General features: G+C 52.9%; 20 protein-coding genes. 7 read left to right on the top strand and 13 right to left on the bottom strand.

Annotated features, from left to right (window positions below; all coding sequences use genetic code 11):
* Both FHW17_RS18565 and FHW17_RS18570 read left to right on the top strand, forming a co-directional pair.
* A partial coding sequence (locus FHW17_RS18565; RefSeq protein ID WP_182510521.1) for an autotransporter domain-containing protein occupies positions 1–291 on the top strand: 291 nt, incomplete at its 5' end.
* On the top strand, positions 291–821 hold the full coding sequence (locus FHW17_RS18570; RefSeq protein WP_182510522.1) for an invasion associated locus B family protein: 531 nt from the start codon (positions 291–293) through the stop codon (positions 819–821). The genes FHW17_RS18565 and FHW17_RS18570, both read left to right, overlap by 1 nt.
* 34 nt (positions 822–855) lie before the next feature.
* Here the strand turns inward: FHW17_RS18570 and FHW17_RS18575 are convergent, their stop codons facing one another.
* The 7 genes from FHW17_RS18575 to FHW17_RS18605 form a co-directional block, all read right to left on the bottom strand.
* Positions 856–1494: a TerC family protein gene (locus FHW17_RS18575; RefSeq protein WP_112528183.1), complete on the bottom strand. Its 639-nt coding sequence runs from the start codon at positions 1492–1494 to the stop codon at positions 856–858.
* A gap of 156 nt (positions 1495–1650) precedes the next feature.
* Positions 1651–2520, bottom strand: a complete 870-nt coding sequence (locus FHW17_RS18580) for a carbohydrate ABC transporter permease (RefSeq protein WP_182510645.1) — start codon at positions 2518–2520, stop codon at positions 1651–1653.
* Positions 2517–3392, bottom strand: coding sequence for a sugar ABC transporter permease (locus FHW17_RS18585; protein WP_182510523.1), 876 nt, complete (start codon positions 3390–3392; stop codon positions 2517–2519). Before FHW17_RS18585 ends, FHW17_RS18580 begins: the two co-directional genes overlap by 4 nt.
* A gap of 14 nt (positions 3393–3406) precedes the next feature.
* Entirely contained in the window at positions 3407–4513 is a 1107-nt protein-coding gene (locus FHW17_RS18590) for an ABC transporter ATP-binding protein (protein ID WP_182510524.1), read from the bottom strand.
* A gap of 90 nt (positions 4514–4603) precedes the next feature.
* Positions 4604–5866 (bottom strand): ABC transporter substrate-binding protein, encoded by a 1263-nt coding sequence (locus FHW17_RS18595; protein ID WP_112528188.1) that lies wholly within the window; start codon positions 5864–5866, stop codon positions 4604–4606.
* A 35-nt stretch (positions 5867–5901) separates the two neighbouring features.
* Positions 5902–6795, bottom strand: coding sequence for a carbohydrate kinase family protein (locus FHW17_RS18600; RefSeq protein WP_113096018.1), 894 nt, complete (start codon positions 6793–6795; stop codon positions 5902–5904).
* Between the two features lie 32 nt (positions 6796–6827).
* Positions 6828–8213: a 6-phospho-beta-glucosidase gene (locus FHW17_RS18605; RefSeq protein ID WP_112528190.1), complete on the bottom strand. Its 1386-nt coding sequence runs from the start codon at positions 8211–8213 to the stop codon at positions 6828–6830.
* A 207-nt stretch (positions 8214–8420) separates the two neighbouring features.
* On the opposite strand from FHW17_RS18605, the gene FHW17_RS18610 reads away from it, so the two are divergent.
* Positions 8421–9185: a GntR family transcriptional regulator gene (locus FHW17_RS18610; RefSeq protein WP_246706913.1), complete on the top strand. Its 765-nt coding sequence runs from the start codon at positions 8421–8423 to the stop codon at positions 9183–9185.
* A gap of 36 nt (positions 9186–9221) precedes the next feature.
* Here the strand turns inward: FHW17_RS18610 and FHW17_RS18615 are convergent, their stop codons facing one another.
* Positions 9222–10118, bottom strand: a complete 897-nt coding sequence (locus tag FHW17_RS18615) for a LysR family transcriptional regulator (RefSeq protein WP_182510525.1) — start codon at positions 10116–10118, stop codon at positions 9222–9224.
* 135 nt (positions 10119–10253) lie between these two features.
* On the opposite strand from FHW17_RS18615, the gene FHW17_RS18620 reads away from it, so the two are divergent.
* Complete coding sequence (locus FHW17_RS18620) at positions 10254–10631, top strand: Atu4866 domain-containing protein (protein WP_182510526.1); 378 nt, start codon at positions 10254–10256, stop codon at positions 10629–10631.
* A 44-nt stretch (positions 10632–10675) separates the two neighbouring features.
* Complete coding sequence (locus tag FHW17_RS18625) at positions 10676–11410, top strand: SDR family oxidoreductase (protein WP_182510527.1); 735 nt, start codon at positions 10676–10678, stop codon at positions 11408–11410.
* A gap of 111 nt (positions 11411–11521) precedes the next feature.
* Here the strand turns inward: FHW17_RS18625 and FHW17_RS18630 are convergent, their stop codons facing one another.
* The 3 genes from FHW17_RS18630 to FHW17_RS18640 all read right to left on the bottom strand — a co-directional run bounded on the left by FHW17_RS18630 (position 11522) and on the right by FHW17_RS18640 (position 13998).
* Complete coding sequence (locus FHW17_RS18630; protein WP_113095961.1) at positions 11522–12019, bottom strand: hypothetical protein; 498 nt, start codon at positions 12017–12019, stop codon at positions 11522–11524.
* 74 nt (positions 12020–12093) lie between these two features.
* Positions 12094–13170, bottom strand: coding sequence for a histidine kinase (locus FHW17_RS18635; protein ID WP_182510528.1), 1077 nt, complete (start codon positions 13168–13170; stop codon positions 12094–12096).
* A 180-nt stretch (positions 13171–13350) separates the two neighbouring features.
* A complete protein-coding gene (locus tag FHW17_RS18640; protein ID WP_182510529.1) occupies positions 13351–13998 on the bottom strand; it encodes a response regulator transcription factor in 648 nt (215 codons plus the stop codon).
* 227 nt (positions 13999–14225) lie between these two features.
* Between FHW17_RS18640 and FHW17_RS18645 the strand changes: the two genes are divergently transcribed.
* Entirely contained in the window at positions 14226–15314 is a 1089-nt protein-coding gene (locus FHW17_RS18645) for a histidine kinase (protein ID WP_182510530.1), read from the top strand.
* Entirely contained in the window at positions 15311–16084 is a 774-nt protein-coding gene (locus tag FHW17_RS18650) for a LytTR family DNA-binding domain-containing protein (protein ID WP_113095965.1), read from the top strand. Before FHW17_RS18645 ends, FHW17_RS18650 begins: the two co-directional genes overlap by 4 nt.
* An 8-nt stretch (positions 16085–16092) precedes the next feature.
* Here FHW17_RS18650 and FHW17_RS18655 read toward each other — a convergent pair whose 3' ends face one another.
* Both FHW17_RS18655 and FHW17_RS18660 read right to left on the bottom strand, forming a co-directional pair.
* Positions 16093–17301 carry an MFS transporter gene (locus FHW17_RS18655; protein WP_182510531.1) on the bottom strand — a complete coding sequence of 403 codons (1209 nt, stop codon included), beginning with the start codon at positions 17299–17301 and terminating at the stop codon, positions 16093–16095.
* Positions 17302–17523: 222 nt separating this feature from the next.
* Positions 17524–19014 (bottom strand): AbgT family transporter, encoded by a 1491-nt coding sequence (locus FHW17_RS18660; protein WP_112528210.1) that lies wholly within the window; start codon positions 19012–19014, stop codon positions 17524–17526.
* Between the last annotated feature and the right edge of the window lie 2 nt (positions 19015–19016).

Below are 19016 nucleotides of genomic sequence, written 5' to 3' on the forward strand. Positions count from 1 at the left end.
CTTCGCGCATCGGCACCCTTTGCACTGGGAACGATGGATATCGAGGCGCGCGGAACAATCGGCTGGCAGCATGCCTATGGCGATATTACACCAAACTCGACACTTGCCTTTGCCACCGGCAATGCTTTCTCGGTGGCGGGAGTGCCAATTGCCGAGGATACGGCGATGGTTGAAGCAGGTGTCGACTTCAAGCTCAGCCGCAATGCAACGCTCGGTCTCACCTATACCGGACAGTACGGCTCGGGTCTTACGCAAAATGCCGTTGATGCGAAGCTCGGCGTGAAATTCTGATGCGTCTGCGCACTGTGATCTATGGTGTGGTGGCAAGCTTGCTTGCCACCACACCGCTTTATGCCCAGACCGAAGCCAAACCGGTTGCCACCCCCTCCTCCCTTTCCGAAACCTACGAGGATTGGAGCGTAAATTGTGCAGTTCAGGAGAGCGGTACACGTCGTTGTGCCCTGTCGCAGCAACAGATGCACAAGGGCGGGCAGCGCGTATTGACAATAGAGTTCGTGCCTGACGGTGATACGGGGTTGAAGGGCAATCTTGCCATGCCCTTTGGCCTTTATCTTGAGAAAGGCGTCACATTCCGCATCGATGACAATCCGGCAGGAAAACCTTCCCGGTTTCGAACCTGTATGCCCACCGGCTGCATTGTCCCGCTGACTTTCACCGATGCAACCACCAAAGTCCTGCGTAAGGGAAAAGCCCTGAACCTTGGAGCCTTCGCGAGTGACACCGAAAAGGACGTTACGTTCTCCATATCTCTCAAGGGGTTCGAGCCCGCACTCAACAGAACGATAGAACTTCTGAGGTAACGAACAGAAAAACCTTCCCAGCAAAGCTTATCGGCTAGCTATGCAGATAAGCCAGAACTTCGAGGGTTCCCCGATAGATCATTTCCAGAGCGACATAGAGAATGATCGCAAGGCCAATGTAAGCAATCCAGCGATGTTTCTGCAGCAGGCGGGCAATAAAACTTGCGGCCAGCCCCATAAGGGCAATGGATAATATCAGGCCAAACACCAGAACGGCCAGATGCTCGCGTGCTGCACCGGCTACCGCCAGCACATTATCGAGTGACATCGACACATCTGCAATGACAATCTGCCACGCTGCCTGAGCAAACGTTTTACGCCCGATCTTTTCACCTGAGGTCGTATCTTCATCCAGTGTGCCGTCAATATCCACGTCGTCTGCACTGCCATTGTGCAATTCACGCCACATTTTCCAGCACACCCACAGCAGGAGAATGCCGCCGGCAAGAAGAAGACCAATGATCTGCAGCATCTGGCTGGCGACCGTGGCAAAAAGAATCCGCAATACCGTGGCAGCAATAATCCCGACAAGAATGGCCTTGTTTCGCTGCTCGCGTGGTAATCCGGCAGCCGCCAGACCAATGACGACCGCATTGTCTCCGGCCAGAACCAGATCCATCATAACAACTTGGAAAAGGGTTGAAAGTGCCTCGGGAGTAAGGAGTTCTGTCATACTGCCATGCCTATCGTTTCTACGCCTGCGATTTTTCACACTCAGTCATACGAATCTCGCAAAATTGAGTGATCCATGAAACAAGGGGAATCCTATCTTATAGACATAATCAGGGACACCCCTGATCGATTCAGCATGCATTTGATGTGGTTTTGATTAGCCTTTGACGGCTCCGGATGTCAGTCCGGCGACGATCTTCCGCTGGAAGATAAGAACGAGAATGAGCAGGGGTAACGTGACAGTCACGGATGCCGCCATAATCTGCCCGAACGGGTATTCATAACGGCTGCTGCCGGTCAGCAAACCGATGGCAACCGGAACCGTTCTGTTCTCATCAGTCAGGATGAATGTCAGTGCAAACAGGAACTCATTCCACGCCAGAATGAATGCAAGCAGACCGGTGCTTGCAATGGCCGGACCCATTAGCGGCAACAGGACATGTGTCAGTATCCGCATCCGCGAACATCCATCAATCAACGCGGCTTCTTCAAGCTCAACAGGCAGATCGCGGATGAAGCTCGTCAGAACCCAGGTCGTAAAAGGCAGGATCAGCAACAGATAGGAAAAAATGAGAGCCGCAGGTCGATTGTAGAATCCGAGCCAGCCAATGACCTCGAACATGCCGGAAAGAACCACCACCTGCGGAAACACTGAAATCATCAGAACGCAGATGAGAATGATCCGGCTGAGCTTGAAATGCAGACGCCCAAGCGCATAAGCCGCAAAAAGACTGATGATCAGCGATAAGACACTGCTGGAAATCGCAACGATAGCCGAATTGACGATCGCACCCATGAAGATAGGATTGTTGAACAGGCTGATATAGTTGCTGAAATCCAGCGACGGCACCAGACTGAAGCTATAGAGGCTCTCACGGGTTTTGGTGGAGGAAATGATCGCCCAATAATATGGGAACAGCATATAGATGAGAACGAGTGCGACGCCAGCATAAAGACCGATACGCTTGAGGGCCTTCAATCTGCGATAGGTTCTGTTCGAGTAACGGTCAGATGTTTGGGTCACTATGCCGTGCTCCGGTCAAGCCGCAACAGGCTGACAATCAGGATGGCAATCAGCCCGACAATCAGAAACACCCACGTCGAAGCCGCAGAACCGACGCCAAGATCCTGAAACCCGATGAGCTGGTCACGCGCATAGATCGACATCGTCATGGCTTTTTCATTGTTAGCGGCGATCACATAGCTCAAGTCAAACATGCGCAGTGCATCAAGCGTGCGGAAGAGCACCGCGACACCGATTGCAGGGGCCGCCAATGGCAGGGTTATCGACCATAATCGTTTCCAGGCTGGTACGCCGGATACTTCGGCAGCTTCATAGATTTCCTCGGGGATAAGTTGCAATCCGGCAAGAATGAGAAGCACCATAAACGGTGTCGTGACCCAGATATCGATGAAGATGACTGTGCCGAGAATGAGCGATGAATCGGCTGTCCAGGCAATACCTTTGTCCAGAAAACCCAACCAGATAAGCGCCTTGTTGATCAGGCCAAATTGATCATTCAGCATCCATTCCCAAATCTTGGCCGACACAACCATCGGCATCGCCCAAGGCACCAGAATGGCGGCGCGCACCAGACCGCGTCCAGCGAAGGCGCGGTGCAAGAGAAGTGCAATCCCGAAGCCGAGCACCGTTTCGAAGCTGACAGATATGAGTGTGAAGATCATGGTATTCGTCACGGCGCCCCAGAAAACCGGGTCTTCCATGACGATTATGAAATTTTGCAGACCAACAAAGCTGTACTCAGACGGATTATCCAGAAAGGCATTGGTGAAGGAAAAATACACATTGCGTACAAGCGGCCAAACCGCGACAGCCGCCAGTGCAACGAGAAGCGGCAGAAGAAAAAGCCATGCTGTCCTCGTTTCCCGATTGCGCATTGGAATGCCCATCCTCAACTTTGTACGGCGGCGACGGGACCGCGTGCCACTTCAACATCGACACGTATTCCAGCCTCATTGAACAGATAGAGATCCTTTATCTTCCAGCCCAATCCGACGGTTTGCCCGGGCGCATGTCCCGTAAGAGGTTCCGTCGAACGAATTGTCCACACCAGATCTTCAGACAAACGAACATAGGCAATGTGTTCGTAGCCAAGGTCTTCAGCTCTTTCAAAGGTGCCGCCAATGGATTGAGCTGTTCCTGCATCGACAATTTCCAACGCCTCCGGTCGCAGCCCCAGTGTCACAGGCTGGGCATTTCCGCCGCCGCTTGTTGCAAAAACAAAGCCCGAGGGCCCATGCAAAAGACCGGAAGACGTATCAGTATGCACGGGTGCGAAGTTCATGCGCGGACTTCCAAGGAAACCTGCAACGAACCGGTTTGCGGGACGGTCATAAAGCTCGCGCGGAGTTCCAACCTGCTCGATACGTCCGTAATTGAGAATAACGATCCTGTCGGCAAGCGTCATGGCCTCGGTCTGATCGTGCGTAACATAAATCATTGTGGTGCCGATCTCGGCGTGCAGCTTGGCAATCTCGAACCGCATCTCCATACGCAAATCGGCGTCAAGATTTGACAGTGGCTCGTCGAATAGGAACAGTTGCGGTTGGCTGACGAGAGCACGCCCAATGGCGACACGCTGGCGTTGCCCACCGGAAAGCTGCTTCGGCCGCCGGTCCAAGAGGTGGCCGATCTTCAACATGTCTGCCACTCTCGTCAGGCGCTGGCGGATTTCAGCCTTGGCCATACGTGCAGTTTCGAGGGCAAAGCTGATGTTTCGCGCCACATTCATATGCGGATAGAGCGCATAGGACTGAAAGACAAAGGCGATACCGCGTTTTGACGCGGGAACATCCGTAACCTGCTCACCACCGATAAAGACATCGCCTTTGGAAACAGGCACGAGGCCCGCAATCGCCCGCAACAGGGTCGATTTTCCACAGCCGGAAGGACCAACGAAGACAACGAACTCGCCGTCTTCAATTGTCAGATCGATCGACTGCAAGACATCGAATGCGCCAAAGCTTTTGCTTACTTCCTTCAGAGTGACGGATGCCATTTCACTGTCCCTGGATATTCTTCGGCCACTGTTTGCGATCATTGCCAACCCGCCGGAGAGACAGGCTGGCAATATCTGCGATTCCGAAACTCAGTTGGCCTTCACATCGCGTTTCAGCCGCTTCTCCAGTTGCGCCAGTTCCGCACCGATGTCGCCAGTTCCAGAAATGATATCATGGACCGAGCGGTAGAAAGAACGTGAGACACGATTGTAATCCTTCCCCGTAACCGCCGATGGGCGTGCGACAGATTCTTCAAATGCGCTTTTTGCCATTGGCAGGAAAGGAATTTTCGCCAGGACCTCCGCATCGCTGTAGAGGGCTTCGACCGTCGGGTTATAGCCGCCCTTGATAGCACGCATCTTCTGATCTTCCAGACCAACCATATAACGCAAGAGATCAGCGGCCTTTTCCTTCTTCTTCGAATATTTGGAAACGGCAAGATAAGCTGTTCCAAGTGTACCACTGGACTTCTGGCCTTCAGCGCCGACAGGAAGCGCCGACACACCAACCTTGCCTACGAGCTTGCCACCATCAGCCTGCGACGTACCCCAGACATAAGGCCAGTTTCGATGAAACACCGCATTGCCACTTTCGAACAGTGCCCGGGAACTCTCCTCGTCATAGTTGAGAACGCCCTTCGGTGAGATCGTGTCAATCCATCCCCTCGCCCGTGTCAATGCGGCAAGAGTCTGAGGATTGTTGACCGTGACAGCGCCCTTGTCGGATAGAATTGTTCCGCCGCCGCCCGAAGCCATCCATTCAATGGCATCACAGGTGAGCCCTTCATAGCTGCGTCCCTGCCATGAATAGCCCCACATATCGGCATTGCCTGCTTTGCGTTCGCTATCCTGAATCTCCTTGGCAGTTGTTGTCAGCTCGTCCCAGGTCTTCGGCGCTTGTTTGCCGTATTTTTCCAGAAGATCCTTCCTGTAAAACATCAATCCGGTATCGATGTAAAAAGGCATGGCAAGCAGCTTGCCATCGATGCGCGCCGCCTCGACAGCAGATGCGAAATGCGCCTTTACTTCGGCTTCCGGGACCAGCTTGCTGATATCCTCGAAATGATCTTTCATCATGCCGAGCCAGATGACATCCACATAGAGCAGATCGACATCCGGGGAATTCGACGCGAACAATTGCTGGTAGATCGGAATGGCATCGTCAAGGTTTTGTGGCGTCCGGTTAATCTTGACTTCATTGCCCGATGACTTTGCCCATTTCTGTGCGCCCTCCTCGCAGAGTTCATAATCGGTCGCTGAGCAGAACATGGAGATTGTTTCAGCTTTGGCGGGAAATGCCGCCGTCATTGCCAAAACCGCGAGACCTGCAAGTGCCTTGAATTTATGTTTCATGATTGTTCCCTGCTTTTCTTGTTTATTGAAGCGAATTAGATCGCGGCTCTGCGCCGTCGATATTGGTCGAGATCGGAATGAAAGGGTAAATTGCGACCGCCATAACCGGTGACGGCTAGCGAGCCGCAAATGACCGCGACTTCGAGCGCCGAATAAAAATCCGGTTCATGCAATATCCCATGCACAAAGCCAGCATTGAAACTATCTCCAGCCCCTGTGGTATCGAAGACGTCTACAGCCAGTGCAGGAACATGGTAGATCTGCCCGTTTTCCGAAGCGATTGCACCGTCGGCACCGCACTTGATGACAACAGTCGGACAATATTGCGCAAGAATCTTCAGCGCGACGTTGATATCGCTTTCACCCGTCAGCGCCTTCGCCTCGCTCTCATTAGGCAGGAACACATCGATCTGCCGAAGGGCTCCAATCAAACCCGGTGCAGACAAATCCATTTCAATGTGCTGACAATCGGAACAGACCTTGATGCCAAGCCGCCGGGCCGCATCCACGAGTGCGAGGCGCTCCGGTGCTAATGAAAATCCCTGTAGGAGCAGAATTTGAGGCCGTATACGCTCCAGGTCCGCAGGAAGTGGGCTCGGATCGCGATCTTCGCTGTAGCTGATGAAGCCACGGTCATGGGTGAACGAGAAAGCAGAACTGAGACGACGCCACGGTTTCTGGAAATGTATGAAAAGCCCTTCGTCGATACCCTCACGGCGCGCCTCCTCGATAATCATCTGGCTGAACACATCATTGCCGAATGCACACCACCAGCCCGCCTCTGTGCCGAGCCTCGTCAGGGCAAGGGCTGTTGAAAATGCTGCGCCGGGGACCCACTCGAATTCCTTTGCCCAAAGGTCGGCGCCAATTTTCGGCACATCAGGCAAACCGCGAAAGATCAGGTCGAAGTAATATTCGCCAACTACCATCACGTCATAAAGCGACTTTGAGGCCTTTGCGGTCACTTCCACTCTCCTGCGTACTGTGCATGCGCGGCGAGATATTCATCCACAAGCGGTACTGCCCGGGAATAGGATAGGACCAGCGGGTGGGCCATCAACGCTTCTACCGCAACATCGCGACTGCGTTCCCTGATCGCCCGCACGGCAAGACGCTCATAGCGCTTTACGTTCTGAACGAGCTGGAACTGCGCTTCAGGCATTGCCCCCATCTTCAAGGGCCTTATTCCATCCTTGTCGACCACGCAGCTAACCTCCACCACATCATCCGCGCGCAGTCCATCAATAGCGCCCTCATTGCGAACATTCAGCCCGCTATAGCAAGGTTTTCCTGTCTGCAGGGCATCAATGAGATTGAGCGCTACCCCCGCATAACCTTCCCCTTCCTCGCCATGATCCCCTGCCGCAGGAACGTCAGCCAAATGATCGGCTTCTTCCATGGTTGGCGCATCGTCGAGCGCATAATGCATATAGGTGGCGCTGCGCCGGCGTTCATAGGCGTAATAACGTGCCAGCGCCTCATCCGCACTGGTATCGAGATTGATCGTACCCAGCGTCGCCATCAGTGCCTTATTGAGATCCTTGACCTCTTCACCGCGTGTGCGTTCATCTGAATTCAAGGCCTCCACCGCCTTTTCGGCATAATAGTAGTAATAGAGGTATTCATTGATCCAGTTGCGCTGATGACGGATCAGCTTTGCATCGAACATGCGCTGGGATGTTGCACTCAAGAAGCTGTCATCATCGAGGAGCGGCTGCAGCACCTCTTTACCACTGATTTTGGCGCTGCGTGTAAAGGAAAGATGGTTCAGCCCAGCCACCTCCGCATGCACATCGTTTTGGGGTACCTTGAACCAGCGCGCCAGCGCTTCCTGGGCGCCATTTGCACCATCGCAGATGCCGATTGTCCGATGATAGCCTTCGTCCTGCAGCGCTTGGGCGACCAGACCAGCCGGATTGGTAAAGTTGAAAAGCCACGCATCGGGGCTGACCTTCTTCAATAGTTCCGCATATTTCAAAATCACGGGGATACTGCGCAAAGCCATGGCAAAGCCACCAGGGCCCGTGGTTTCCTGCCCGAGTACGCCATGGGACAAGGCAATGCGCTCATCCTTGATGCGGCCTTCCTCATCGCCCGGTCGCACCGTTGTCACAACATAGCTTGCGCCTTCAAGTGCTCGCTCGGCATCGCTCGTCATGGAAATCCTGACCGGCGACTGGCTGCGGCGTGCAAGTTCCTGACTGATCCGACCAAACAGTTCGAGCTTCGTTTCGTTGATATCCTGCAGGCATATTTCCGTCAGACCGCTTCTTTCTGCACGCCTGAGCGCTGACCCTACAAACAACGGCGCGCGGACACCGCCACCACCAACCAACGCAAGCTTCATCGATTGCTCCAATGCTCCAATTGTGCTATCGGTACTGGTTATAACCAGTTATGTCAATCAATCGAAACCAACAATCTTCGAACTTGGAATTCTAGGCTTCAGGGCGGCATTCACAGGCAAATTTTTCAGCGGCTTGTATTGAATTGGCGAAGGTGCAATCTGAACAATGGATACCGAAATCCAGGAAAGCAAAGAGTTGAGATGGCAATGACAGCGCCGCCCGGTGGCACCTTGATAGATCGCAATCATCCGGAGCCGCTTTACGTTCAATTGCGCATCATCCTGAAATCCATGATCGATGCCAGGCAACTGCAACTCAATGACAAACTCCCGTCCGAGCGCGAACTCGTTCAGTTGTATGGGGTGAGCCGAATTACTGTGCGACAGGCGATAAAGGATCTGGAGAATCTCGGATTTCTTCAGACGCGTGCAGGAAAAGGCATTTACGTCACAGAACCAAAGCCTACCTACGAAATCGAGATCGTCCGCAGTTTTACGGAGACCGCCGAAGCAAATAACCGCAAGCCGGGGATGCAATTGCTGACGGGCGCTATCATTCAGGCCGATCTGGATATTACACGACCGCTTTCTCTGCCCGCCGGCTCGAATGTTGTTTTCATCGAGCGGTTACGCTTTCTGGACGATTTGCCTGTTGTGGTGCAGCGGGACTGGTTTGCCGAAGCGATCGCGCCCGGAATTCTGGATATTGACTGGAACAATGGAAACAGATCGCTCTATGCAGAATTCAACACCCGTTACGGCGTCGTTCCAACGCGGGGCCAATCAACCCTGAGCGCGCGGCTTGCATCCGAACAGGAGGCAAAGCTGTTGCAACTGGATCTCCCGGCGGCGGTTCTTACACTTGATCAAATCGCCTACGACAATGAATATCGACCGGTTAATGTCAGTTCCATGGCATATCATCCCGTACGTTATCCATTGTCGCTGACCCAATCCCGGCGAAGGATGTGAGACCCTTATCTGCGAAAGCACGATGGACGTATTAGGCTAAAGCTTACGGTATTTGCGGATGTAATCGACCAGCGCCCGAAGTTTCAAAGGCTGCCGCTGTCGCTTGGGATAATAGAGGTAAAAGCCCTGGAACGGAGGACCAAAGTCTTCCAGCAAGGGCTTCAACTCTCCGCGAGCGATATATGGCTTGAACGTCTCCGCCATGCCGAAGGTGATACCCGCGCCAGCACATGCCATGCGGATCATTACTCCCATATCGTTGGTGGTTATTGCAGGATCAACTGCAACATCGAAATCACGGCCCTTCTCCGCAAACTCCCAGCGATAGGGTGCTGCATCAGGGCGCGGCCGCCATCCAATACATATATGGGAGGAAAGATCGCGTGGATGCTTCGGAGTGGCACGGCGCGTCAGATATTCGTGAGACGCAACGGCACATTGCTTCTGTTCTGATGAAACAGGCACCGCAATCATATCCTGCTCGATAACCTCACCGAGCCGGACACCCGCATCAAAACCCGCTTCAACAATGTCGAATTCATCATCAGTGATCGTGATATCTAATTTCACGTCCGGATAGGCTTCCAGAAATCCAGCGAGGAGTGGGCCTGACAAAAAATTCTCTGCAATGGAGGATGCGGTGATCCTCAACATTCCACTCGGGCGGCTCTGCATCTCGCGCAGGGCCTGCAAGGCGCTGCCGACTTGCGTCACGGAAGGTCGAACTGTTTCGTAGAATATTTCACCCGCTTCGGTCAGGCGAACACTGCGGGTCGTGCGCTGAACCAGAGCCACTCCCACCCTATCTTCGAGACGCTGCAACGCTTGGCTCACCGCTGATCGCGTAACGCCGAGCCTCTCGCCCGCAATACGAAAATTCCGCGCTTCGGCCACTGCAAGAAATACCGAAATACCTTCGAGATCATCTACCATTGGTTATATTTACTAACCAAACTATTCAGGATTAGCAACTCGATCTCACCAGAGAGGAGCGGTATTTCATATTAATCAACAACGGGAAACGCGGAGCCACATCGCACCGGTGATCCCAGCCACAGGAGCTTAACAATGGTTGCACAGCCTTCCAACAACGCAGCGCTCGGTCTCCTGGTCGCGTTTACAACGATTGGTGCAGTCGTGATGCCCGCATCGGGAGAAACCACGAGCAAAGCACTACCGAGACATCAACAGACAAGCGAGAAGACAATGCCAGAACACCCTTATGTTGGACTATGGATTACCGATGATGGCCATGTGCGCCACGAACTGCTGTCAGATGGACGCTATGACGAAGCGCGTGGTGTCCGGGAAAGTGCATATCAGGGCCGTTACGAAGTATCCGGTAATCACATCGAGTATTGGGATGATACGGGCTTTACCGCCGATGGTGACTTCGTTGATGCCAACACCCTCCAGCATGGCGGCATGATCCTCCGCCGCAAATGATGCAAGCCGCGATCTCGAGCAATCCAAAATAAATGGAGTATAAAATGTTGAATATTAAAGGAAAAGTTGTTGCCATAACCGGCGCAAGCAGCGGCATCGGCGAAGCCACTGCAAAGGTGCTCGCTGCGGCCGGTGCTCATGTCGTCATTGGCGCTCGTCGTGTTGATCGCCTGCAGCAGCTTGCCAGAGAAATCTCCGAAGCTGGAGGGACAGTTCGCACAAGACGGCTGGATGTTACCGATCAATCAGATGTACAGGGCTTTGTGGATTTCGCAAAATCGGAATTTGGCCGATTGGACGTTATTATCAACAATGCAGGTGTTATGCCCCTCTCCCCACTTGAAGCGCTCAAAGTCAATGAGTGGGACCAGATGATCGATGTTAACATCAAAGGCGTTCTGTATGGGATAGCGGCTGCTTTACCCCATATGAAAAGGCAGGGCTCTGGACATGTTATCAACGTCGCTTCCATCGGCGGTCACAGTGTATCTCCCACGGCGGCAGTCTATTGCGCGACCAAATTTGCAGTCCGCGCGATTTCTGATGGGCTGCGACAGGAGACGGATCAACTGCGGGTAACGATCATCTCGCCGGGCACGACGACATCGGAACTTGCTGACAACATCAGCGATCCTTTGGCCCGCGACGCCATGAAAGCCTGGCGCGCAATCACGATCAGCTCCGAGGCCGTTGCCAATGCTATCCTCTATGCGATCAGTCAGCCGGAAGACGTTGATGTGAGTGAAATCATTATCCGGCCAACAGCCAGTCCCCATTGAGTATAAGCAATGATCAGATGGATTGAACCGCCAGATGCGGCTCCATCCATCGATCTTATTCGGCAACCTTCCCAATAGCGGCATAATAAAGGGTAATTTCCGTGCGACGTATCATTTGGAATTGATCTCCTTTGCCGCAAGCAGCGCTTCGGCCCTTTCGGTCAAGGGACACCCTTTGCCTTTCAATATTGCAAGAGCTTCCATGGCATTTCTCCGGCTGGCTGTATTGGCTGCAAATGTACGAATGGATGCCCGAAACTCGAAAACAATATTCACTGTGCCGATGGTAGTGCGCAGATCCACAGCGGACACGTCGGTGTAAGGCTGCCGCTTCAGACGGATCACCCTGTATTCCAGATCGCTCTCATGCAATACCAGCAAGGGTGCAATGGATGAACTGGTCCTGGCGATCCAGATTACATATTTCCATCCACCAAAGGCAGCGACCAGAGGCACATTGATCCCGCCATCCGGCCGCTTGGTGAGACCTTCACGTTCCACTTGCCGTTGCTTGGCGCGAAAAACTGTGATGATGAGCCAGAAAGTCAGGCCGACTCCACAAGCAACCAGACAAAAGAACACAACAAACAAATAGGGTTGGGCATTCATTTATTCGTCCTGCATGATAACCGGTGTGAGTGACAGTTTTCGCAGCACCATACCCCAACAAAGCCGGCAACCGTTCACGCGAGCCTCAGCGGCATGGTGAGCAGCGCACGAAAACGGGATGGCGATACGGGACCTGCCACTAAAGTTCCCGCCTGAGGGAAACGCGTTTGAATGCGAAGGGCAACATTCGAAAGGCCGATGCCTAGTCCCGCTTTCTTTTCGACGTTGAACTCCTCAGTAACCATGGAAGCATTCTCTACCAGCAACTTTAGGGATTGCCCCTCCCGAAAGGCACTGATGACGATCTCCAGGTTTCCGGAAGAGTATCCCAAGCCATGCTTCACAGCGTTTTCGACCAAAGGCTGCAAAATCAGGCTGGGAACAAGTGCTCCCTCCAGCTCGGGGGGAACACGAAGCGTTACCTTCATACGATCAGAAAAGCGTTCATTCTCAATCCTGAGATATTCAGCCTGCAACGCCAACTCATCTGCAAGCGGCAGATCGCGCAAGGGATCGAGCTCCAGCGTGCTGCGTAAAAACGATGAGAGCGACATAACCATTCGGCTCGCATTGGCCGGGGCACCCTCTTCAATCAAGCCCACAACAGAATTAAGCGTGTTAAAGAGAAAATGCGGGTTAATTTGATAATGCAGAGCCTGCATCTTTGCTGCCAAAGCTTCTTCCCGAGATGCGGCCAGCCGACGCTCGTGCGCACGTATTTCCAAATTGTACAAATACGCGACAAAAAAACTGGACCAGCCGAAGAATAATGATAGACCGTAAAAAAGCGTATAGCAAAAATTCTCCAAATTGTACTCGATAGAAAGTGAAGGATGGAAAGTATTAAATAGATAATAGTCCGAAGTTGATGTAATAGTAGACGCGATTATAGACAAAATGAAGCATATAAAAACTTGAATAATTAGATTTATATTTCTAATATACGCGATAATATACGTTATTATCATGGCAATAGCGATGGATAGCAAAAGTATTATAAGCTTTATCGGTATATATTCTATCGGATTGACGCCCAGAGTGACCCAGAGCAGGCAGCAAATCAAGAATTCTGCAGCCCAAAAGCCGGAAACAAGCAAGAGGGTTGTACGAAAAATCTCCCCGGCACTTCTGTCTGTATCTAAATTTTTCATATCGATTGTCCGATATTAATTTCGGTAAGGCCACCGGATTTGCGCTGAAGATTACACTCGCGTTTGTGTATCATAAAACGCTCCTGCTTTGGCAGCATAAGCATCAGCAATATGTTGGATACGAAATCGATCGCTGACAGTCAGCGAAGCCTATCAATGTTTCCAAAACTCAAAATTGGGTTATGCCCGACTATCGAATCCGGCAAGGACTGCCTTTGCCGCAGCTGCTGATCTTGAACTCACACTCAGAACACGCAAGAGAGCGGAAACATGGATACTGACAGTATAGGGCGAGATATCGAGTTTCCGGGCAATTTCCTTGTTGGTCTTTCCTTCGGTAATCAAACGCAAAACCTCGCGTTGCCGCGCTGTCAGGAAAGAGATGTCCGTGCGGCGACTGGTGGGAGGCGGCATTACTGATGACGACCGCTTGATAACAAACTCGCCATCTTCAATGCTGCGTATGGCGGCGCTCACTTCGTCAGGCATAACAGCTTTGTTGATAAAGCCATTCGCACCCATACCCGTTATCCGATCAATTGTGGCCACATCATCCAGCATTGACAGAATGATGATGGAGGAATGTCTGAACTCCTGCCGCAACTCTGTGATTGATCTGGCCGGGTCGAGGCCGGGAAAAACCCAATCAAGAATGAATGTGCGTGGCGCTGGTCCGGTGCGCGCCAGTGCGAGCATCTCCCCCATGGTTCCCGCTTCCTGTATCTCGGCAAATGGATACAGACGCTGAACAATCCGGCGCAATCCTTCGCGGAACAAGGGATGATCGTCGGCTATGATCGTTCGGCTTTTTTCTGATCGTTCCGTCACATTTATTCCACAAGCAATGAAGCTTCGACCAAGAGCGGGGGATGCCCTTCGGATTGGCTCCGGGGAGCACCCTACCTGCGGCGCTATAGCAAACCCAAAACCGGTAAGGATTCAGCTTTCTACGAACGGCGACGCCACCGGACGAAGCGCGCGGTTTTTCTACGAACGGCTGATTTTGATCGACGAGCGCTTCTCGACAGAAAGGACGCGTTGGAAGATAAAGACATATGGAACAGGCAAACAGTGCGATATTGCCAAATGGCAGCTATTACAGCGACACCGTACGCCGTGCCACGCTTTGGTTGGGCATTTGCTATTGGGCAACCGAATTTATCATCAGCAGTATCATGTGGGGAATTCTCGGCGTAGATCCGATGGAGGCCGCTCCGGGTAAATTCGTTTTGATGCTGTATGGAATCGGCATGACGCTGGCCATTTCATTTGTCATTTACAAACTACACAATGTGCATCTGGCGGTTAAAATAGTGACCTGTTTCGCACTGGCTCTGGCTGCAGCGGCAATCGGCGCAGTTGTTGATTTCATTATATATTTGGTCTGTATTCTGCCTCAGGTGGCGGTGTTCAACTGGACCAATTTTGGCTATACACTTGTTTATGGCATGTCCCTTTTTCTGGGATGGTCCTGCCTCTTCGTTGCTCTACTCTACAGTTTTGAGATACGCGAGAATGAACGGCGGCTGGCGGCATCGCGTGAAGAGGCCCTGTCAGCTCAAATGCGTGCTCTGCGCTATCAGGTAAATCCACATTTTCTTTTCAACACGCTGAATTCTATCGCGGGTCTGGTTGAGGAAGGAAACAACGTTGGAGCGGGCCGCATGGTCTTGTCGCTCTCTTCATTTTTACGCACCACGCTCGAGCTTGACCCCCTTAACGATGTGAGGCTGGCGGAAGAACTGACGTTGCAAACCGGATATCTCAACATTGAAGGAGAACGCTTCTCAGACCGGATGAAAGTGCGTCTCGACGTGGCACAAGAACTGGAGAACGCCCTTGTGCCAAGCCTCATTCTCCAACCGCTTATCGAAAATGCTGTAAAGCACGGTGTCAGTGACAAGCCCGGCATGGTCGAGATTCTCATCAGCGCCGGTCGTGTCGGTGAGGTCTTGAATCTTTCGGTCGAAAATGATGTTTCTGAGACCCCAAGGCAGAGCCGTATGCAGGGTATGGGTATCGGATTGAAAAATGTGGCCCATCGCATCGAAACACGTTTTCCGGGCGCGGGTTCGTGCGTCGCAGGGTATGTGGCGCCCAGCCGGTTCAGGGCGTCATTGACCATGCCTTTGAGGCTCGCATGAAAGAGCTTTCCGTCCTGATTGTAGATGATGAACCTTTGGCGCGCCGACGACTGATGCGCATGCTGGAGACGATCCAGGGGTTCCGGAAAATAGGCGAAGCTGGCGACGTTCGTCAGGCCTATGAATGTGCCCTCGAATTATCACCGGATATTATGCTGCTCGATATTCAGATGCCCGGCGGCAACGGGTTTGATGTGCTTGAACAATTGGGAACAGATGTGCCTGTTGTGATCTTCGTGACAGCGTTTGATCACCATGCCCTTCGGGCATTCGATGCATGCGCGGTCGACTATGTCACCAAACCCATTGAGCCTTCCCGATTGCATTCCGCTTTGATCCGGGCCCGCTTGGCTGTCGAAGCACGCAGCAGCGTCGAACACGTCGAAGAATTGCAGGAAACTATTGCGGCATTACGACAAGCTTTGCACAGGGACGAGCCACGAAATACTGATCTCTGGATCAAGCATCACGGCGATTCCATCCGGCTTCCGCTGGAGAAGATAAACTGGATCGAAGCGGAACGCGATTATGTGCGCATCCACACCAGCGACAGACATTTTCTTCACCACGAAAGCCTTGCATCCATGGAACGGCGGCTTGATATCTCCGAGTTTATTCGCATTCACCGAAGCGCAATTGTTCGCCGAAGCTGCATTGCCAAATTGAAACAAGCGCCTTTTTCAGCGTTGATTGCAGTTCTGGCCGACGGCAGTGAAATCCGCGTCGGCCGGACATATTCAAAAACGGTACGCGTATTTACCGGTGCATGACCATACGATCATGCGGGGTCAAATACCGGTTTGTTTTTGGCGGGCAGCGACGGGAACGCAAGCGCAATAGCCGCCGCTCCAAGTCCAACCAGAGCCGAGCCGATAAAGAGCCAGGAATAATTGTTGAATGTATCGAATATCCAGCCGCCTATAAGTGGTCCAAATGCCATGCCGATGCTCGAGAGCATCGTTGCAGCCCCGAAGACCGTTCCAATGATACGCGGGCCGAAATATTCCCGGGCAAGCACCGCATAGAGCGGCATCACGCCGCCATAAGCGCTGCCGAAAATCACTGCGAGGGCATAGAATTCGCCCAGCTGACTGACAAAGAGATATGCGGCCAGCACAATGGCCTGCACCAGCAGCCCGGCAATCAGGACAGGCTTCACCCCGATCCGATCCGCCAATCCGCCATAGAGGAGACGACCGCCAAGGCCGGCCAATCCTTCCACACTATAAATACTGACCGCCGCCATCGGCGCGATACCGCAGATAGTGGCATAATTCACCATATGGAAGATCGGCCCTGAGTGGGCGGCGCAGCAAGCAAAGAAAGTAAAGCCGAGCACAAGAAACTGTGGTGACTTGAATACTTTTGACAGTGACGGCGCAGCGCTCTGAGCAGACAAAGTGGTATCGGAATCGCTGGATTCGGCCGGTGTCCGGCGGACGAGCAAAGCTGCTGGCAAGAGTAGAACCCAAGCTGAAATGCCGATAATCAGCATGGCGGTTCGCCAATCATAGGCTGTAATGAGCCAGCGCGCGAACGGCGATATGGTCATCGGCGCGACACCCATGCCGGCAGAGACCAGCGAGACGGCAAGGCTTCTATTCGTATCGAACCATGCGGTCGTGGCTGCAATCATTGGTGCAAAAAATGTGCTGGCGGCAAGGCCAACAAGTATGCCGTAGGTCAATTGAAACTGGAGAAGCGACCCGGCGCGGCTTGCAAGGACAAGCGCCAGCCCAAGAACGACAGCCCCGATGAGGACAACAATGCGAGGACCGAAGCGATCACTTGCCGCGCCCCACAGGAAGCCTCCAATCCCCATGACAATGAAATTGAGTGTCATCGCGCTGGAAATACCCACATGCGACCAGCCAGTATCCGATGCGATCGGTTCCTGAAAAATTGCCAGAGAGAACATTGCTCCGAGAGCAACACATGTCATCAATGCGCCTGAAGCGACGATGACCCAACGATAGGAAGTATTCATGTTCATGTAACTCCTCATTGCGATCAAGAGAAGCGCCATGAATTTGATGAACTATGCGCTCCTTAAAGCCAAGGACGTTTGAACTGACGAGATTTCGACAATGATACCGCAATTTTTTGCAAAGGCATCAAATATAACATTTGGTTGTTCATAGGTGTCGGCGGAATGCACCAACCCCGAGCCCGCGGACGCGACCTCGGGGTTGTGTCATGAACACTGCCGTTACTTTAGAAACAATCCGACGCCCGGCGCCAGTGGCAAACCAACCTCGATCCAAAACACCAGGAAAGCTGTCCATGCAACGAGAAAGCCGACCGAGATCGGCAGTGTCATTGCCGCAAGGGTCCCGATGCCAGCGTCCTTCCGGTAACGCTGCAAAAAGGCAAGACACACAGCGAAATAAGGGCTCATCGGCGAGATCACATTGGTAGCCGAATCCGAGATACGGAAGGCAGCCTGCACCAGAGCCGGCTCCATTCCGACAAGCATCATCATCGGTACGAAGATCGGCGCCATGAGTGACCACTGGGCGGAACCTGATGTAATGAAGATGCTCATGACTGTTGCCAGCAGGATAAAGGCAAGGACAAGCGGCGTGCCGCCAAACCCGCTGGCGTCCAGCAAATGCGAGCCGCTGATCGCAATCCACTCGCCAAGATTGGTCCATTTGAACCATGCCAGAAACTGCGAGATGGCAAAGAACAACACCAATGTCGGCGCCAGTTCCTTCACCGCGTCAACCATGAACCCGACACCATCGCGGGCACTTTTGATCTTGCCGACAGCCACACCATAGATCCAACCGAGCAACAGGAAGAACACCGCGAGGATTGCCACAACACTTTCGATCAATGGGGAAGGTACAAACCCACCCGTTTCATTGCGCAATGGTGATCCGGCAGGCAGGATCGCTGCCAGGATGACCACAGCAAAAGCCAAAGCTGCCCAACCGGCACGTTTCAGGCCTTGCATTTCCAACGCGCCGATTGGTTGAATATCCAACGCAACATCGCCCGTATATTTACCGGCCATCGGCTCAACAATGCGCTCGATGACGAATGTTCCGACAACTGACAGGAGCAATGCAGAGCAGGCGATGAAGTAGTAATTATCCAGCGGTGAGACATAGGCCTTGGGGTCAATTGTATGAGCCGCGCTGGTGGTGATACCGGAAAGGATAACGTCCACCGGAGTAATCAACAGGCTGGCATCATAACCGGCACCCACCGCGACATAACCCGTGACGGCGCCGACCAGTGGATTTCGGCCAACCGCCTGAAAGATCATCGCCGAAAGCGGGATCAGGACGATATAGGCGGCATCGGAAGCTACGTGGCTGCACATCCCCACCAGAAAGATGACGAAGGTTGTCAGATGCCTGGGTGCCTTCATGACGCTGACCTGCATCAGGCTGGCGATCAAGCCCGCCCGATCAGCAACACCAATAGCCAGCATGATGACAAGGACCACACCAAGCGGCGGAAAGTTGATATAATTCTTGGCTAGTGACGTCAGAGCAAAGACAAGTCCATCGCCTGATATCAGGCTCTGAACATAGATTTCCTTGCCGGTTTTCGGATTGACCCCTGCCGCACCATTGAGTGCCATCAGCCAGGACACGATGGCGACAACAACACAGAGTATCAGAAACAGGATGAAGGGGTGGGGAAGCCGGTTTCCGGCGCGTTCAATCACATTAAGCAAACGTTGCATGG

Origin of the sequence: Phyllobacterium sp. P30BS-XVII (assembly GCF_014138335.1) — a bacterium.
GTDB classification, from domain to species: Bacteria; Pseudomonadota; Alphaproteobacteria; order Rhizobiales; family Rhizobiaceae; genus Phyllobacterium; species Phyllobacterium meliloti.

What these genes read in the sequence shown, in the direction of transcription:
- FHW17_RS18570 (WP_182510522.1), top strand. Translation starts at nt 291, where the DNA reads ATGCGTCTGCGCACTGTGATCTATGGTGTGGTGGCAAGCTTGCTTGCC.
- FHW17_RS18575 (WP_112528183.1), bottom strand. Translation starts at nt 1,494, where the DNA reads ATGACAGAACTCCTTACTCCCGAGGCACTTTCAACCCTTTTCCAAGTT.
- FHW17_RS18585 (WP_182510523.1), bottom strand. Translation starts at nt 3,392, where the DNA reads ATGCGCAATCGGGAAACGAGGACAGCATGGCTTTTTCTTCTGCCGCTT.
- FHW17_RS18590 (WP_182510524.1), bottom strand. Translation starts at nt 4,513, where the DNA reads ATGGCATCCGTCACTCTGAAGGAAGTAAGCAAAAGCTTTGGCGCATTC.
- FHW17_RS18595 (WP_112528188.1), bottom strand. Translation starts at nt 5,866, where the DNA reads ATGAAACATAAATTCAAGGCACTTGCAGGTCTCGCGGTTTTGGCAATG.
- FHW17_RS18600 (WP_113096018.1), bottom strand. Translation starts at nt 6,795, where the DNA reads ATGGTAGTTGGCGAATATTACTTCGACCTGATCTTTCGCGGTTTGCCT.
- FHW17_RS18605 (WP_112528190.1), bottom strand. Translation starts at nt 8,213, where the DNA reads ATGAAGCTTGCGTTGGTTGGTGGTGGCGGTGTCCGCGCGCCGTTGTTT.
- FHW17_RS18610 (WP_246706913.1), top strand. Translation starts at nt 8,421, where the DNA reads ATGACAGCGCCGCCCGGTGGCACCTTGATAGATCGCAATCATCCGGAG.
- FHW17_RS18615 (WP_182510525.1), bottom strand. Translation starts at nt 10,118, where the DNA reads ATGGTAGATGATCTCGAAGGTATTTCGGTATTTCTTGCAGTGGCCGAA.
- FHW17_RS18620 (WP_182510526.1), top strand. Translation starts at nt 10,254, where the DNA reads ATGGTTGCACAGCCTTCCAACAACGCAGCGCTCGGTCTCCTGGTCGCG.
- FHW17_RS18625 (WP_182510527.1), top strand. Translation starts at nt 10,676, where the DNA reads ATGTTGAATATTAAAGGAAAAGTTGTTGCCATAACCGGCGCAAGCAGC.
- FHW17_RS18630 (WP_113095961.1), bottom strand. Translation starts at nt 12,019, where the DNA reads ATGAATGCCCAACCCTATTTGTTTGTTGTGTTCTTTTGTCTGGTTGCT.
- FHW17_RS18635 (WP_182510528.1), bottom strand. Translation starts at nt 13,170, where the DNA reads ATGAAAAATTTAGATACAGACAGAAGTGCCGGGGAGATTTTTCGTACA.
- FHW17_RS18645 (WP_182510530.1), top strand. Translation starts at nt 14,226, where the DNA reads ATGGAACAGGCAAACAGTGCGATATTGCCAAATGGCAGCTATTACAGC.
- FHW17_RS18650 (WP_113095965.1), top strand. Translation starts at nt 15,311, where the DNA reads ATGAAAGAGCTTTCCGTCCTGATTGTAGATGATGAACCTTTGGCGCGC.
- FHW17_RS18655 (WP_182510531.1), bottom strand. Translation starts at nt 17,301, where the DNA reads ATGAATACTTCCTATCGTTGGGTCATCGTCGCTTCAGGCGCATTGATG.
- FHW17_RS18660 (WP_112528210.1), bottom strand. Translation starts at nt 19,014, where the DNA reads ATGCAACGTTTGCTTAATGTGATTGAACGCGCCGGAAACCGGCTTCCC.